We start from the raw sequence: 15,840 nt of genomic DNA on the forward strand, positions 1-15,840 counted from the left end.
GGGCCATTTTTTTCGACAAAATGTGACACCCTTCACCCCTCCTTCGTGCTCGGAAATCTCCTACGGCCTTCTCAGGTCACGCAATGAATCGCCACGCCGATGCGCTCACAACGCACGTCCCGACGAGTTGGGAACGTGCTTTTGTTCGCTCATTGCAGGAGATTCCAATGTTCCGATTGATCAACCAAGCGCTCGGCAACATGAACGTCAGATTCAAGCTGTCCCTGGGTTTCGGCCTGGTGCTGCTATTGACGCTGATCATCACACTGACGGGCTGGCATGGCCTGTACACCATGATCGACCGCTCGGAGTCGCTCTCGGACATCGCCCAGCTCAACGGTCTGACCAAAGACCTGCGCGCCGAGCGAATCACCGACCGCGTCCAGAAAACCCCGGAGAGCACGGCGCTGGTTACAGAAAAGCTCAATGAAATGAAAGCCCAGCTCACCCTGCTGCACACACAGAGTGAGGAGGAGGCAACCATCAAGCTGCTCAACGGCCAGTTCGAGATGCTGAACAGGCTCGAAAAGACCTTCGCGGACGTTCGCGACAACCGACAGACCCGCAACCAGATACGTACGCGCCTGGAGCAGACCTCCGAACAGGCCTTGCAGGCCATCGCGCAGGTTGAGGTAGAGGTGCTCAAAAGCGTCAGCCAGGAACAGGACAGCAGCGAACGGATGGAGGAATTCACCAACATTTCCCAACTGAGGCAGCAGGTCCAGACCGCTCGTTATCAGGTGCAGACGTATACCTTCACCACGCGCGACGCGGATGAAAGCGCAGCCATTGCGGCCATCGACGAAGCGCTCAAGGAAATCGGGCAGATCGCGCAGGATCAGGGCAACGAAAGTCTTCAGGGCCTGACGCCGGCGACTGCCGCCCTGCAGAGTTATCGGGAACGGCTAGGCGAGTTCAAGCAGATACAGACCAAGGCTGAAGCGGATCAGGAAATCATGGCGGGTCTTGGCGAAACGCTGCTGGACTCCGTCGCGGCGCTGAACCGTCTGCAAACCGCCCAGCGCGACAGCGAGGCGGCCAACGCCAGCGCCATGCTGAGCAGTGTTGCAGGCCTGGCACTGCTGATCGGATTGCTTGCTGCCTGGATCATGACCCGGCAGATCACCGTACCGTTGCAACAGACTCTGGGGGCCGCAGCACGCATCGCTCAGGGCGATCTGAGCCGGGACATATCGGTCACGCGCCGTGACGAAATGGGTCAGTTGCAAGGCAGCATGCAGACCATGACCGTCAGCCTGCGCGAACTGGTTGGCGGCATCAGCGAGGGCGTATCGCAGATCGCCAGCGCGGCCGAGCAGTTGTCCGCGGTGACCAAACAGACCTGCATCGGAGTCACCAGTCAGAAAGACGAAACCGATCAGGTAGCGACGGCCATGAATGAAATGGCCGCAACCGTGCAGGAGGTCGCGCGCAATGCGCAGGAAGCGTCGCAAGCGGCCGCTCAGGCGGATCAACAGGCACGCAGTGGCGATGAAGTGGTCGGGCAGGCGATCATTCAGATCGAGCAACTGGCTCGCGAGGTGTTGAACTCCACGCAGTCGATGAGCGCGCTCAAGCAGGAAAGCAACAAGATCGTCGGCGTTCTCGATGTGATCAAGTCTGTTTCACAGCAGACCAACCTTCTGGCCCTCAATGCGGCCATTGAAGCCGCCCGCGCGGGAGAGGCCGGGCGCGGCTTCGCGGTGGTTGCCGATGAAGTTCGGGGGCTGGCGCAACGCACGCAAAAGTCCACCGAGGAAATCGAAGAACTGATCGCCGCCTTGCAAACCGGCACCCAACAGGTCGCAACCACGCTGGATAACAGCCGCACCCTGACCGATAACACGGTTGAACTGAGCCGTCGTGCGGGAGGCGCACTGGAGCAGATCACCCGCACCGTGGCGACGATCCAGCACATGAACGAACAGATCGCTGCCGCCAGCGAGGAGCAGAGCGTGGTCGCCGAACAGATCAACCGTAACGTTATCAGCGTACGCGACATTTCCGAACAGACCGCCGCAGCCAGCGAACAAACCGCAGCCTCCAGCATCGAACTCGCCAGACTGGGAACGCACCTGCAGACACTGGTGGGGAAATTCAGGGTGGGTTGATAGATCTGCGACGCAAGGATTCCGACGCTGGAGCGCTTGGCGTTACACACCAGCCTGCTTTTGATTCTGCCCAACGGGCGTAGGAGCGGACTTGTCCGCGAAAGGATCGCCAAGCCTTCGAACATGCATCGCCTGAGCGACCGTCTTCGCGAACACGTTCGCTCCTACCCCTCGGGCAGGAGGCCGTTTTTGATTCTGCCCAACGGGCGTAGGAGCGGACTTGTCCGCGAAGGGGCCGTCAAGCTTTCCGAAAATGCATCGCCTGAACGACCGTCTTCGCGAACACGTTCGCTCCTACCCCTCAGGCAGAAGGCTGTTTTTGATTCTGCCCAACGGGCGTAGGAGCGGACTTGTCCGCGAAGGGGCCGCCAAGCCTTCCGAACATGCATCGCCTGAACGACCGTCTTCGCGAACACGTTCGCTCCTACCCCTCGGGCAGGAGGCCGTTTTTGATTCTGCCCAACGGGCGTAGGGAGCGGACTTGTCCGCGAAGGGCCGCCAAGCCTTCGAACATGCATCGCCTGAACGACCGTCTTCGCGAACAAGTTCGCTCCTACCCCTCGGGCAGGAGGCCGTTTTTGATTCTGCCCAACGGGCGTAGGAGCGGACTTGTCCGCGAAAAGGCCGTTAAGGTTTCCAAAAATGTATCGCCTGATGCGACCGTCTTCGCGAACAAGTTCGCTACCCCTCAGGCAGAAGGCCGTTTTGATTCTGCCCAACGGGCGTAGGAGCGGACTTGTCCGCGAAGGGGCCGCCAAGCCTTCGAACATGCATCGCCTGAGCGACCGTCTTCGCGAACAAGTTCGCCCCTACCCCTCGGGCAGGAGGCCGTTTTGATTCTGCCCAACGGGCGTAGGAGCGGACTTGTCCGCGAAGGGGTCGTTAAGCTTTCCGAACATGCATCGCTTGAGCGACCGTCTTCGCGAACACGTTCGCCCCTACGCCTCGGGCAGGAGGCCGTTTTGATTCTGCCCAACGGGCGTAGGAGCGGACTTGTCCGCGAAGGGGCCGCCAAGCTTTCCGGACATGCATCGCCAGAACGACCGTCTTCGCGAACACGTTCGCTCCTACTCCTCGGGCAGAAGGCCGTTTTTGATTCTGCCCAACGGGCGTAGGAGCGGACTTGTCCGCGAAGGGGTCGCCAAGCCTTCGAACATGCATCGCCTGAACGACCGTCTTCGCGAACAAGTTCGCCCCTACCCCTCGGGCAGGAGGCCGTTTTGATTCTGCCCAACGGGCGTAGGAGCGGACTTGTCCGCGAAGGGGCCGCCAAGCTTTCCGACAACGCATCGCCTGAGCGACCGTCTTCGCGAACACGTTCGCTCCTACCCCTCGGGCAGGAGGCCGTTTTGATTCTGCCCAACGGGCGTAGGAGCGGACTTGTCCGCGAAGGGGCCGCCAAGCTTTCCGGACATGCATCGCCAGAACGACCGTCTTCGCGAACACGTTCGCTCCTACTCCTCGGGCAGAAGGCCGTTTTTGATTCTGCCCAACGGGCGTAGGAGCGGACTTGTCCGCGAAGGGGTCGCCAAGCCTTCGAACATGCATCGCCTGAACGACCGTCTTCGCGAACAAGTTCGCCCCTACCCCTCGCTTGCGCGGGTCTTTACCACTAGACGCAATAAAAAAGCCCCCGACGCGCTAAGCGTCAGGGGCTCTTTTCGTAGCCGGGCGGTTTTAGACCGGGACCGGCTCCGGTGCTTTACCGACAGGTTGCAAAGGCAGCAAAGGCGCATGTGGATCGGCTTCGATGGAAGCTCTCCACGCGGCCAGCCACTCTTCATGACCTTCGCTCCAGACACGCTCGTGCAAGCGGCCAAGGGCAACCGGGTCGCTCAGCAGCATCAGGCGTTCCTGATTGCCGAGTTTTGCCGGACCAACCTTGAGTGCCTGATCGACACGCTCCATACGCACCACTTCAATCGGCTGGGCCTGGCGGTGACGCGACGTTGCCAGGGCGCAAGCCAAGGCGTTCTGTCGCGGGTCGACCACAGCCCGAATGAAGCCCTGTTTCAGCGCATGCCAGCGGTTCTCGTAGGTGTACTGATCCGTCGAGATCAGCTCTTGCGGCGGCTCGAACTCTTCAGGAATCAGGAAGAACTTCTCGTCACGCGCCTTGACGCCCAGATTGGTACGACTGGAAATCACCGACACCGGAATCGACAGCATCAACGACACCACGATCGGTGCAAGCCACCACAGGAAGCTCGGGTTCAACCAGAACACCAGCAAGGCCCAGCACGCGCCCAACAGGGTTTGCGGACCGTGGCGCTTCACTGCTTCGATCCACGGCGTGGAGTCATCGTCGCGTTGCGGCGAGTTCCAGGTCGCGGCCCAGCCCAGGAAAGCGGCCAGTACGAAGCGGGTGTGGAACAGCATGCGCACCGGAGCCAGCAGCACCGAGAAGAGCATTTCCAGCAGCATCGAAACGGTGACCTTGAACTTGCCACCGAAGCCTTTCGCGCCCTTGGCCCAGATCAGAATGACGCTGAGCAGTTTAGGCAGGAACAGCAGGACAATGGTGGTCGAGAACAACGCAACGGCTTTCTCCGGGTGCCATTGTGGCCACAGCGGATACAGCTGACGTGGTTCAAGGAAGTAGGTCGGCTCCATCAGCGTGTTCACTGCCAGCAAGGCCGTGGACAACACGAGGAAGAAGAACCACAACGGCGCCGACAGGTAAGACATCACACCGGTCAGGAACACCGCACGGTGAACCGGGTGCATGCCCTTGACCAGGAACAGCCTGAAGTTCATCAGGTTGCCGTGGCACCAGCGACGGTCACGCTTGAGTTCGTCCAGCAGGTTGGGCGGCAACTCTTCGTAACTGCCTGGCAGGTCGTAGGCAATCCACACGCCCCAGCCGGCACGACGCATCAGCGCAGCTTCGACGAAGTCGTGGGAGAGGATCGCACCGGCGAACGCGCCTTTGCCGGGCAACGGCGCCAGGGCGCAGTGCTCGATGAAGGGCTTCATGCGGATGATCGCGTTGTGACCCCAATAGTGGGATTCACCCAACTGCCAGAAGTGCAGACCGGCGGTGAACAGCGGACCATAGACCCGGGTAGCGAACTGCTGCATGCGGGCATACAGCGTGTCCATGCCCGACGCACGTGGCGCGGTCTGGATGATACCGGCGTCCGGCGTGGCTTCCATCAGGCGAACCAGACTGGTCAGACACTCACCGCTCATGACGCTGTCGGCGTCCAGCACGACCATGTAGCGGTAGTCACCGCCCCAGCGACGGCAGAAGTCGTCGAGGTTGCCGCTTTTGCGTTTTACGCGGCGGCGACGGCGACGATAGAAGATCTTGCCGAAGCCTTTGGTCTCGCGGCACACGTCCAGCCACGCCTGTTGCTCGGCAACGGCGATGTCGGTTTCGTTGGTGTCACTGAGCACGAAGAAATCGAAACGATCCAGGTCACCCGTGGCAGCTACCGATTCGAACGTAGCACGCAGACCGGCGAAAACCCGGGGCACGTCTTCGTTGCAGATCGGCATGACCAGCGCAGTACGTGCGCCCTTTTCGATCGGCTCGTTGCCAGCACTGGCACCCGAGATACGGTATTTATCGCGACCGGTGAGCAGCTCGAGGAAGCCCATCAGCGCGGTCCAGAAACCGGCCGACACCCAACAGAACAGAATCCCGAACAACAACAGAATACTGGTCTGCAAGGCATAAGGCATGACCTGCAAGGCGGTCTGCACGAAGGTCTGACGCGTGATTTCGTCGAGCGAAACCAGCGACCAGCCCTGATACGGCAGGATACCTTTCATGTACCAGCCCGCCACGATCGTCTGACCCAGCATGAGGATCAGCAGGATGTAGCGACGGATCGAACCGACGGTACGCCAGCGCGCCTTCGGCAGATCACGCGGCAGATCATCATGCTCGGGCTTGGGCGGGTTGCCTTTGCCGGTCAGGCTACGCCAGCCGCGCACCAGAATGTTGGTGCGCCATGGCTCTGGCACGACCTTAGTCCGGCGAATCGGCGGTGTAGCCTTCAAGCACAGGCGACCGCTGGCGTCGACGCCGAGCATCTCGGCGTCCTCCAGCTGATCTGCGGTGGTCAGCGTCAGACGACGACCCACCGAAGCCTGAGCGGCCTCGGCAGGGTCATTGACCGGCTGCGCGGAAAGTCGCTCATGCAACTCGGCGAAGGTCGTGCAGCCGGCAAGTTCTGCCCGCTGCTCGTCGCTCATCGGTAAATGCGCCAGATACTCGTTCAGAGACATTGGCACCGGTAGAGAATTACTCATCGCTCGGCAACTGATAGCTCCAGGTCTCGGTCATGACTTGCAACGTCTTGGCCGGTTCCGGATGGGTGGGTGCTGCCTCGGTTTCAGGCTGCTGAATTTCCTTACCGTCCTTGTCCTTGGCTACGTCAGCCTTGGATGCGTCGGCTTTGCCTGCATCGGCCTTGGCGACTTCGCCTTTGCCTTTGGCTGCGTCAGCTTTTGCTGCGTCAGCCTTGCCAGCTTCAGACTTGGCAGTCTCAGGCTTGGCAGCTTCCGGCTTCGGCGCGTCGGCCTTGGCGATTTCTACCTGGTCGTTGGCGGACTCCTTGGCAACTGCCGGCTTGGCAGCTTCCTTGGCGGCGGCCTTCTTCTCTTCGGCTTTGTCAGCCACGAGCAGCGCAGGTTCCTTGCCCGGTTCGGCAGGGATTTCACGCAACAGGTAAGCGCGCATTTCGGTCGGCTTGCTGGAGTCCTTGACCTTCACCCGCAGGGTCAGGCGGTAGCCTTTGGTGACCGGGTTGTAGCGCAGGTTGTTTTCCACCAGCTCGACGTTGTCGTCAGTGGTCACCTGGCTGCGAATGGTCTTGTCTTCCGGCAGTGCGGCCAGCACCGGGCCCACGAAGTCGACCAGGAAGGCAAGGCTGCCGTCCGGCTGACGGATCAGGTTGGACTGACGCACGTCACCGATGGAGCGTTGAGTCTGCTTGACCCAGCCCAGATCCGGCGAGTGAATCGAGTTTTCCTGCATGGTCCAGTGCAGACGGTAATCGAACGCCATTTCCTGGCCAGGCTCGGCCAGCGTTTCAGGCTTCCAGTAGGCTACGATGTTGTCGTTGGTCTCGTCGGCAGTCGGAATTTCGACCAGCTCGACAGTCCCTTTGCCCCAATCGCCCTTCGGCTCGATCCAGGCACTTGGACGCTTGTCGTAACGGTCATCCAGGTCTTCGTACTGGCTGAAGTCGCGGCCACGTTGCAGCAGACCGAAACCACGCGGGTTCTCGACCGAGAAGCTGCTGATGGACAGATGTTTAGGGTTGTTCAGCGGACGCCACAGCCACTCACCATTGGCCGCCTGAATCGACAGACCGCTGGAATCGTGCAGTTCACGACGGTAGTTAGGCACACGCGACGGCTGGTTGGCGCCGAACAGGAACATGCTGGTCAGAGGAGCAACGCCCAGCTTGTTGACCTTGTCACGCAGGAACATGCGCGACTTCACGTCAACCAGGGTGTTGGTACCCGGACGCAGGGTCAGCTGATAGGCACCGGTGGCACGCGGCGAGTCGAGCAGTGCAAAGATCACCAGATGGTTGTCATCCGGGCCTGGCTTCTCGATCCAGAATTCCTTGAAGCGCGGAAATTCTTCACCGGAAGGCGAGGCAGTGTCGATCGCCATGCCGCGCGCGGAAAGGCCATAAACCTGACCCTTGCCGATCACGCGGAAGTAGCTCGCGCCCAGCATGGTCATGATTTCGTCCTGTTTGTCATCCTTGTTGATCGGATACAGGACACGGAAACCGGCATAACCCAGTTTCTCGGTGGATTTCGGGTCGATCTTCAGATCGCCGAAGTCAAAACGATTCGGGTCGTACTTGATCTCGTCGACGCTGGTCGCGGTCACTTCGTTGATTTTGACCGGCGTATCGAAGTGCATACCCTGGTGGTAGAAAGACACTTTGAACGGAGTCTTTTCACCCGCCCATTCGGCCTTGTCATCACGGAAGCGGATCTTCTGATAATCGGCGAACTTCATGTCGCGCAGCTCGTTCGGCAGATTGCTCCTCGGAGCCTCGAACTTCTGCCCGGCCATTTCTTTGGCCTTCGCCGCTACATCATCAAGGTTGAACGCCCATAGCTGACCTGCACTGAACAGGCATACAAGGGCCGAGCTTGCCAGAAGTGCACTACGCAACCGCTTGACAGGTGTCTTTGGAGCATCACAGGGACTAACAATCACGAGCAACCCTCGCCGAAAAACAGATGAAAAAACCAACGGCCAGCTATCAATGCCGGGTTGGCGAGCATTGTTCCGACTCCGAATGGGCTTAATGATTCCCCAACCAGGTGTCAGAACCGCTTTTGTCATACCAAATGGACCAACAGTGTCGATCCCCGTAGCGCGCGATTATCCAGTAGCGCGCGCCACAACGCATCAGGTATGACAAAGAAATTTATCCCCGCAAGACAGATGAATTCAGGGGAACAACATGAAATCGTAGCTTATGTATCAAACAAAAATGTCACCGGGCCATCATTTATCAGGTGCACCTGCATGTCTGCACCAAACTGGCCCGCAGCTACCGCGGGATGCGCGATTCTGGCCTGACTCAACAGATAGTCGAACAGCTCGGCACCCAGCGCTGGAGGTGCGGCTTTAGAGAAGCCCGCACGCAACCCGCTTCTGGTGTCCGCAGCCAGCGTGAACTGGGAAACCAGCAACAAGCCGCCCCCCACCTCGCGCAAAGACAGATTCATCTTGCCCTCGGCATCGCTGAACACTCGATAATTGAGCAACTTGTGCAGCAACTTATCGGCACTGGCGCGGGTGTCTTGAGGCTCTATTCCCACCAACACCAATATGCCCTGTTCAATGGCACCCACGACCTCGGTGCCGACCTCGACGCGCGCACTTCGCACGCGCTGCAACAAACCTTTCATAGATGCCTTTCCAGACTCAAAACCAATACCGGATGACTGTTACGCTTCTTCGGGCGGCAGGTCGAGCAGGTTGCGCGCAACTTCTGCAGCGGCCCGTACCAGCGCGTCGGCGATACCCGGTTCGGCTGCCGAATGCCCGGCCTCGCGAATTACCTGCAGCTCACTGCCAGGCCAGTTCTGGTGCAGCTCCCATGCATTATCCAGCGGACAGATGACATCGTAACGACCGTGCACAATGATTGCCGGCAGGTGCGCGATCTTCGGCATGTCGCGAATCAGCTGGTTGTCTTCCAGAAAAGCGTTGTTCATGAAGTAGTGGCATTCGATCCGCGCGATAGACAACGCACGGTGCGGCTCGGCGAAGCGATCCACCACTTGCGGATTGGGGCGCAAGGTTGCGCAACGCCCTTCCCAGGTCGACCAGGCCTTGGCGGCGTGCATCTGGGCGATCTGATCCGGACCGGTGAGTCGCTTGTGGAAGGCAGTCAGAATGTTGTCACGCTCGTCCAGCGGGATCGGCGCGACATAATCCTGCCAATAGTCCGGGAACAAACGGCTGGCCCCCGCCTGATAGAACCAGTCGATTTCCTGTTGCCGGGCAAGGAATACGCCACGCAGGATCAGCGCGTGCACGCGATCGGGATGGGTCTGTGCATTAGGCCAGAGCGAGGGTCGAACCCCACGAACCGCCGAACAGCACCCATTTATCGATCCCGAGGTGCTCGCGAATCGCTTCGAGGTCTTCCACCAGTTTCCAGGTGGTATTGTTTTCAAGGCTGGCATGCGGTGTGGAACGGCCGCAACCGCGCTGATCGAAGGTGACGATGCGGTACAGGTTGGGATCGAAATAGCAGCGACTGTGCGCGTCGCACCCAGAACCCGGGCCGCCGTGGATGAACACCACCGGCAACCCCTCTGGCGAGCCACTTTCATCGACGTAAAGCACATGCGGTTGTTCCACGGCCAGATCGTGCCGGGCGTAGGGTTTGATCTGCGGGTACAAAGTCTGCATAAGTGCTCCATAAGTCCAGTTCAGAGGCTTCTATTATTCTGCCGTGGGGCATCATAAACCCGAAACGAAGAATCAGCATGCTGCACGTCATTGATCAGGATGGAACGAACGATGCAAGCGTTTTGCCAATTTCACCGGTGCGCGAACCAGAGCCGTCGCGCTGGGTCGAAGCGAGAGCTATGCCATGAATTATTTCGCTTTTTTTCAGGAAATAATTGACGACACGCCTACAGTCTAAGAATCCCGTTTTCCATTCGTCAGACTACTTGAGGTTTTACCGATGTCTCAGGAACCACTTGTTCGTGACGCTGATGTGGCCGCTTTTCGCGCCGCTGTGCTCGCCAAACTCACCTACTCGGTGGGCAAGGACCCCGACCATGCGTTTGAGCATGACTGGTTTGAAGCTGTCGCCCTTGCCGCCCGCGACCATATGGTCGAACACTGGATGGACCATACGCGGCAGATCTATCGCAAGGTTCAGAAACGCGTTTACTACCTGTCTCTCGAATTCCTGATAGGCAGGCTGCTGTACGACAGCCTCAGTAACCTGGGCCTGCTCGAAGTCGCTCGCGAGGCGCTGACCGAGCTGGGTGTGGACATCGAGCGTATCCGCCTGCTTGAACCGGATGCGGCACTGGGTAACGGCGGCCTGGGTCGTCTGGCTGCGTGCTTCATGGAAAGTATGTCGACCCTGGGCATTGCGGGTCATGGTTACGGCATTCGTTACGAGCACGGCCTGTTTCGTCAGGGCATCGTCGATGGCTGGCAGCAGGAGCAGACCGAGAACTGGCTGGACTTCGGTAACCCATGGGAATTCGAACGCCCTGAGGTGGTGTACTCCATCGGCTTCGGCGGCAGTGTCGACACCGTCCCGACCGAAGCAGGCGACTCGCGTCAGGTATGGCGTCCGGGCGAGACCGTTCGGGCCATCGCCTATGACACCCCGGTAGTGGGCTGGCGCGGCAAGAGCGTCAACACCCTGCGCTTGTGGCGCGCCCGTGCGGTAGAAGACCTGCACCTGGAGCGCTTCAACGCCGGCGATCACTTCGGCGCGGTTGCCGAAGTGGTGCGCGCCGAAAGTATTTCCCGCGTGCTTTACCCGAACGATGCGACCGAAGCGGGTCAGGAACTGCGTCTGCGTCAGGAATACTTTTTCGTTTCCGCGTCGCTGCAGGACTTGCTGCGCCGCCATCTGAACCAGCACGCCACACTGACGGATCTGTCCGAGCATGCGGCGATTCAGATGAACGACACGCACCCCTCGATCGCCGTGGCCGAGCTGATGCGTCAGTTGATCGACAACCACAACATCCCGTGGGACACCGCCTGGAAAATCACCGTAGGCACCCTCGGCTACACCAACCACACTCTGCTGCCTGAAGCACTGGAAACCTGGTCGGTGGGCCTGATGGAGCGGATGTTGCCGCGCCACATGCAGATCATCTACCTGATCAACGCGCAGCATATCGACACACTGCGTGCCAAGGGCGTCGACGACGTCAACGTGCTGCGTGCCGTGTCGCTGATCGAAGAAGACAACGGTCGTCGGGTACGCATGGGCAACCTGGCGTTCCTCGGCTCGCACAGCGTCAACGGCGTTTCGGCGCTGCACACGCAACTGATGCGCAAGACCGTGTTCGCCGAGCTGCACAAGATCTATCCAGAGCGGATCAACAACAAGACCAACGGCATCACCTTCCGCCGCTGGCTGTTCCAGGCCAACCCGAAGCTGACCGAGATGCTTGTCGAGTCGCTCGGCGAGGATGTTCTGGACAACGCCGAGACGCGCCTCAAAGAGCTCGAGCCGTTCGCCGAGAAGTCGTCGTTCCGCAAGCAGATGGCCGATCAACGCCTGCACAGCAAGCGTGCGCTGGCGGCGATCATTCATGAACGTTTGGGCATTGCCGTCAACCCTGCCGCGATGTTCGACGTTCAGGTCAAGCGGATCCACGAGTACAAGCGCCAGTTGCTGAACCTGTTCCACACCGTCGCCCTGTATCAGGCCATTCGGGCCGAGCCAGGTACCGATTGGGTGCCACGGGTGAAGATCTTCGCCGGCAAGGCGGCGGCCAGCTATCACTCGGCCAAACTGATCATCAAGCTGACCAACGACATCGCGCGGACCGTGAACAACGATCCGACCGTACGCGGTCTGCTGAAAGTGGTGTTCATGCCCAACTACAACGTCAGCCTGGCGGAGAGCATCATTCCGGCGGCCGACCTGTCCGAGCAGATTTCCACCGCAGGCCTGGAAGCGTCCGGGACCAGCAACATGAAGTTCGGCCTCAACGGCGCACTGACCATCGGTACGCTGGACGGCGCCAACGTGGAAATGAGCGAGCAGGTCGGGCTGGAGCACATGTTCATCTTCGGCATGTCTTCGCAACAGGTCGAAGCCCGCAAGCAGGCCGGTGAATTCAGCGCGCATGACGATGTGGCTGCTTCCGGACGCTTGAACGATGTGCTGCAGGCGATCCGGGGTGGTGTGTTCTCGCCGGATGATCCGAACCGCTATGTGGGCCTCATCGATCAGTTGCTGGATTATGACCGCTTCCTGGTCTGCGCTGACTTCGACTCGTACTGGGCGGCCCAGGCCAAGGTCGAAGAGCGCTGGCACGACTCCAAGGAATGGTGGCGCTCGGCGGTGCTCAATACCGCACGTATGGGCTGGTTCTCCTCGGACCGGACCATCCGCGAGTACGCCGGAGACATCTGGAAAGCGCTGGACTGACGTCAGAGCCTGAACAGACTCACAGGCTCTGTGGGAGCGAGCTTGCTCGCGAAGAGGCCATTAAGGTCTCCGCAAAGAAGGCGCTCGAAACGACGCCTTCGTGAGCAAGCTCACTCCCACAAGCGCCACAAGGATCTGTCTCAGTCCTGCAGAGACTCTGGTGCCCCCGGCATAAAACATTACAAGCGATGTCCGCCCGCCCCTATATACTGCGCACGATGAACCTTCACACACCGAAAAGGATGTCGTCGCGTGCTTTGGATTTGTCTGGTGGTGGGCGGTGCGCTATTGGGCTACTCGCTCAGTTATGACGAGTGGACCGGTACGCTGATGGGTGCAGTCATGGGCTGGGTTTTCTGGGCCGGCATTCGCGTGCGTCTGCTTGGCAGGCAATCCGCCGATCAGCTGCAGCAACTGCTCGCAACCCGCGAATCGCTCGATGTCCTTCAGCAGCGCCTGAGCGCACTCGAACGTCAGTCCGCGCCCGGCGTGCCGCCTGCGCAGGCCCCTGCACCGCTTCCACTCGATGCAGTCATCGTCGAAGCGCCCACCGACGGCCCCGAACTGATCTGGGACCTACCGGACGAAGCGCCGCAGGCAACAACGCCTGCCGAGCCCGCACCACAGATACTCCAGCCAACCAGAACAGCAAAAGCCAATCCGCTGGACAGCGCGATCAACGCCGCAAAAGACTGGCTGCTGGGCGGTAATACCGTGTTGCGCGTGGGTGTCGTGGTGCTGTTCCTCGGCCTGGCGTTTTTGCTGCGCTATGCCACCGAAGGCATGGTCGTGCCGCTTGAAGCGCGCTACGCCGCAGTGGCCGCGAGCGCCATGGCTCTGCTCGGTCTGGGCTGGTGGCTGCGGATGCGCAACGGTCCTTACGCCTTGATGCTGCAAGGCGCCGGCGTGGGGGTGCTGTACCTGACTGTCTTCGCCGCGATGAAACTGCACACCCTGCTGGACCCGACGCTGGGCTTCGCGCTGCTGGTCGCAATCACCAGCTTCTCAGCCATTCTGGCGCTGACACAGAACTCGCTGGCCCTCGCCTGCGCCGGTGCGCTGGGCGGCTTCGCGGCACCGTTGCTGGCATCGACCGGGCAAGGCAGCCATATCTCGCTGTTCAGTTACTTTGCCCTGCTCAATGCGGGCATCATCGCCATCGCATGGTTCAAGGCCTGGCGCATTCTCAACCTGATCGGCTTCTTCGGCACGTTCGGCATCGGCTTCGCGTGGGGCCTGCAGGCCTATACACCCGCATTGTTCTGGAGCACCGAGCCCTTTCTGATGGTGTTCTTCCTGATGTATCTGGCCATCGGCCTGCTGTTTGCCCGCCGCAAACTGCTGGAGCTGGACAGCGCGCCGCCCGACCACACTCGCGAAGCCATGCTGCGCTGGGCTGCCCGCCAGGGCGATTATGTCGACGGCACGCTGTTGCTGGGCACGCCGATAGCCGGGTTCGGCCTGCAATATGCACTGGTCGAGCATCTGGAATTCGGCGCTGCGTTCAGCGCGCTTGCGCTCGGCCTGATCTACATGGCGCTGGCACGCTGGCTGGCAGCACGTGCGCCAAGCCAAACCGCCTTGCTGATGGAAACCTGCCTGGCGCTGGGCGTGGTGTTTGCCACGCTGGCGATCCCGCTGGGCCTGGGTTCGCAGTGGACAACCAGCGCGTGGGCCGTGGAAGGCGCGGCGATTTTCTGGCTGGGCTTGCGCCAACAGCGCAGGCTGGCACAGGCTTTCGGCCTGCTGCTGCAACTGGGCGCCAGCGCGATTCTGATCAGCGGCGGCACCGAGAGCTCGCCGCAAGCCTTTGCCAACGATTACTGGACGCCGATGATCCTGGCGGTCGCAGCCATGGTCAGTGCCTGGTGCGTGTTCCGCCTCAATTCGCTGACCCTCATCGATCAGCGCACCGCTCGAACACTGCTGATCATCTGGGGCGCGTTCTGGTGGATGGTCTCACTGACCAGCGCTGTGATGCTGCACGCGCCAGAGGCCTATCTGGCTGCAGCGTTTTTGCTAGCCCTTGCGCTCAGCGTGGCGTTCTGGGCGGCAATCGCCATCCGTTTGCGCTGGCCGGATCTCGCCGCGCTGTGCAGCGTACTGACGCCACTCAGCGCCGCTTTGCTGATGATCTCGGTGGACCTGCACAACCATCCCGCAGGTCGCCTGGGCTGGCTGGCCTGGCTGCTGGTGTTTGCCGTGCATCTGCTGACCCTGCGCTATCTGACCGGCATGCAATCCATCCTCGCCCGACGCGTCGCTCACACTGTGGGCTGCCTGCTGATCATCGCCGTGCTGGCGCTGGAACTGCGCTTCGGCCTGCTGCAACTGTCCGAACATTACAACGCCTGGCGCTGGCTGGGCTGGGCGATTGTGCCGAGCCTGTTCCTGCTGGCGATGAGCTCGACGCGCCAATGGCTGTGGCCGGTAAAAGCCTGCCCCGAGGCCTATCACCTCGGAGCCGCTGCGCCGCTGGCGGTGTTGATGATGGCGTGGTTCTGGCTGGCGAATACCTTCAGCGACGGCGCGGCGGATCCCCTGCCGTATATTCCGCTGCTCAACCCGCTGGAAATCGGTTTGCTGTTGTCACTGGCAGGGGTCTGCCTGTGGCTACGCAAACACGTCATGCGCCTTGGTAACGCTGCCTTGCTGGTGGCTGGCGCGTCACTCTTCGCGCTGGTTACGGCAATGGTCATGCGCACGGCGCATCATTGGGCTGATGTGCCATGGAACACCGGGGCGCTGCTCGACTCCATGCGCGTTCAGGCCGGGTTGTCGATAGTCTGGACGCTGATGGCACTGGCCTTGATGATCGGCGGTCACATGCGCTCCAACCGCCAGCTGTGGCTGGGCGGTGCAGCGTTGATCGGGGTGGTGGTGGTCAAGCTGTTCTTCGTCGAGCTGAGCAATCGCGGCGGCATGGAGCGCATCGTCTCGTTCATCGGCGTTGGCATTTTGCTATTGGTGGTGGGATATTTCGCACCTTTACCGCCGAAACACTCTGTCACAGAGGTCGGCGAAAAACCCGGCCCAGGCCCGACTGCCGCACCGGACACGCTATGAGGAAACCGTTCTTGAGTCATCCT

At 60.5% G+C, this 15,840-nt stretch carries 6 protein-coding genes and 2 pseudogenes; 4 read left to right on the forward strand and 4 right to left on the reverse strand.

Annotated features, from left to right (window positions below):
• Positions 1–200 precede the first annotated feature (200 nt).
• Positions 201–1,253, forward strand: a pseudogene (locus V476_RS29290) (methyl-accepting chemotaxis protein); the annotation flags it as partial.
• Between the two features lie 141 nt (positions 1,254–1,394).
• The gene (locus V476_RS29295) at positions 1,395–2,111 is read left to right on the forward strand and encodes a methyl-accepting chemotaxis protein (RefSeq protein ID WP_371834360.1); all 717 of its coding nucleotides are present in this window, start codon (positions 1,395–1,397) and stop codon (positions 2,109–2,111) included.
• 1,677 nt (positions 2,112–3,788) lie between these two features.
• On the opposite strand, the gene mdoH is transcribed toward V476_RS29295, so the two are convergent.
• The 4 genes and pseudogenes from mdoH to pip form a co-directional block, all read right to left on the reverse strand.
• Positions 3,789–6,371 (reverse strand): glucans biosynthesis glucosyltransferase MdoH, encoded by a 2,583-nt coding sequence (gene mdoH / locus V476_RS09580; RefSeq protein WP_024960034.1) that lies wholly within the window; start codon positions 6,369–6,371, stop codon positions 3,789–3,791.
• Entirely contained in the window at positions 6,364–8,307 is a 1,944-nt protein-coding gene (locus V476_RS09585; RefSeq protein ID WP_024649753.1) for a glucan biosynthesis protein G, read from the reverse strand. Before V476_RS09585 ends, mdoH begins: the two co-directional genes overlap by 8 nt.
• 263 nt (positions 8,308–8,570) lie before the next feature.
• Positions 8,571–9,008 (reverse strand): D-aminoacyl-tRNA deacylase, encoded by a 438-nt coding sequence (gene dtd / locus V476_RS09590; RefSeq protein ID WP_024960033.1) that lies wholly within the window; start codon positions 9,006–9,008, stop codon positions 8,571–8,573.
• A gap of 39 nt (positions 9,009–9,047) precedes the next feature.
• Positions 9,048–10,020: pseudogene (gene pip, locus V476_RS09595) on the reverse strand (prolyl aminopeptidase).
• Positions 10,021–10,300: 280 nt separating this feature from the next.
• Between pip and V476_RS09600 the strand changes: the two are divergent.
• The gene (locus V476_RS09600; protein ID WP_003427706.1) at positions 10,301–12,751 is read left to right on the forward strand and encodes a glycogen/starch/alpha-glucan phosphorylase; all 2,451 of its coding nucleotides are present in this window, start codon (positions 10,301–10,303) and stop codon (positions 12,749–12,751) included.
• A gap of 252 nt (positions 12,752–13,003) precedes the next feature.
• Positions 13,004–15,817: a DUF2339 domain-containing protein gene (locus V476_RS09605; RefSeq protein WP_024960032.1), complete on the forward strand. Its 2,814-nt coding sequence runs from the start codon at positions 13,004–13,006 to the stop codon at positions 15,815–15,817.
• Positions 15,818–15,840 lie beyond the last annotated feature (23 nt).

This window comes from Pseudomonas syringae KCTC 12500 (genome assembly GCF_000507185.2).
Classification (GTDB): domain Bacteria; phylum Pseudomonadota; class Gammaproteobacteria; order Pseudomonadales; family Pseudomonadaceae; genus Aquipseudomonas; species Aquipseudomonas syringae.

Excerpts from the sequence above, each read along its gene's own strand:
- mdoH (WP_024960034.1), bottom strand. The coding sequence starts at position 6,371 with ATGAGTAATTCTCTACCGGTGCCAATGTCTCTGAACGAGTATCTGGCG.
- dtd (WP_024960033.1), bottom strand. The coding sequence starts at position 9,008 with ATGAAAGGTTTGTTGCAGCGCGTGCGAAGTGCGCGCGTCGAGGTCGGC.
- V476_RS29295 (WP_371834360.1), top strand. The coding sequence starts at position 1,395 with ATGAATGAAATGGCCGCAACCGTGCAGGAGGTCGCGCGCAATGCGCAG.
- V476_RS09600 (WP_003427706.1), top strand. The coding sequence starts at position 10,301 with ATGTCTCAGGAACCACTTGTTCGTGACGCTGATGTGGCCGCTTTTCGC.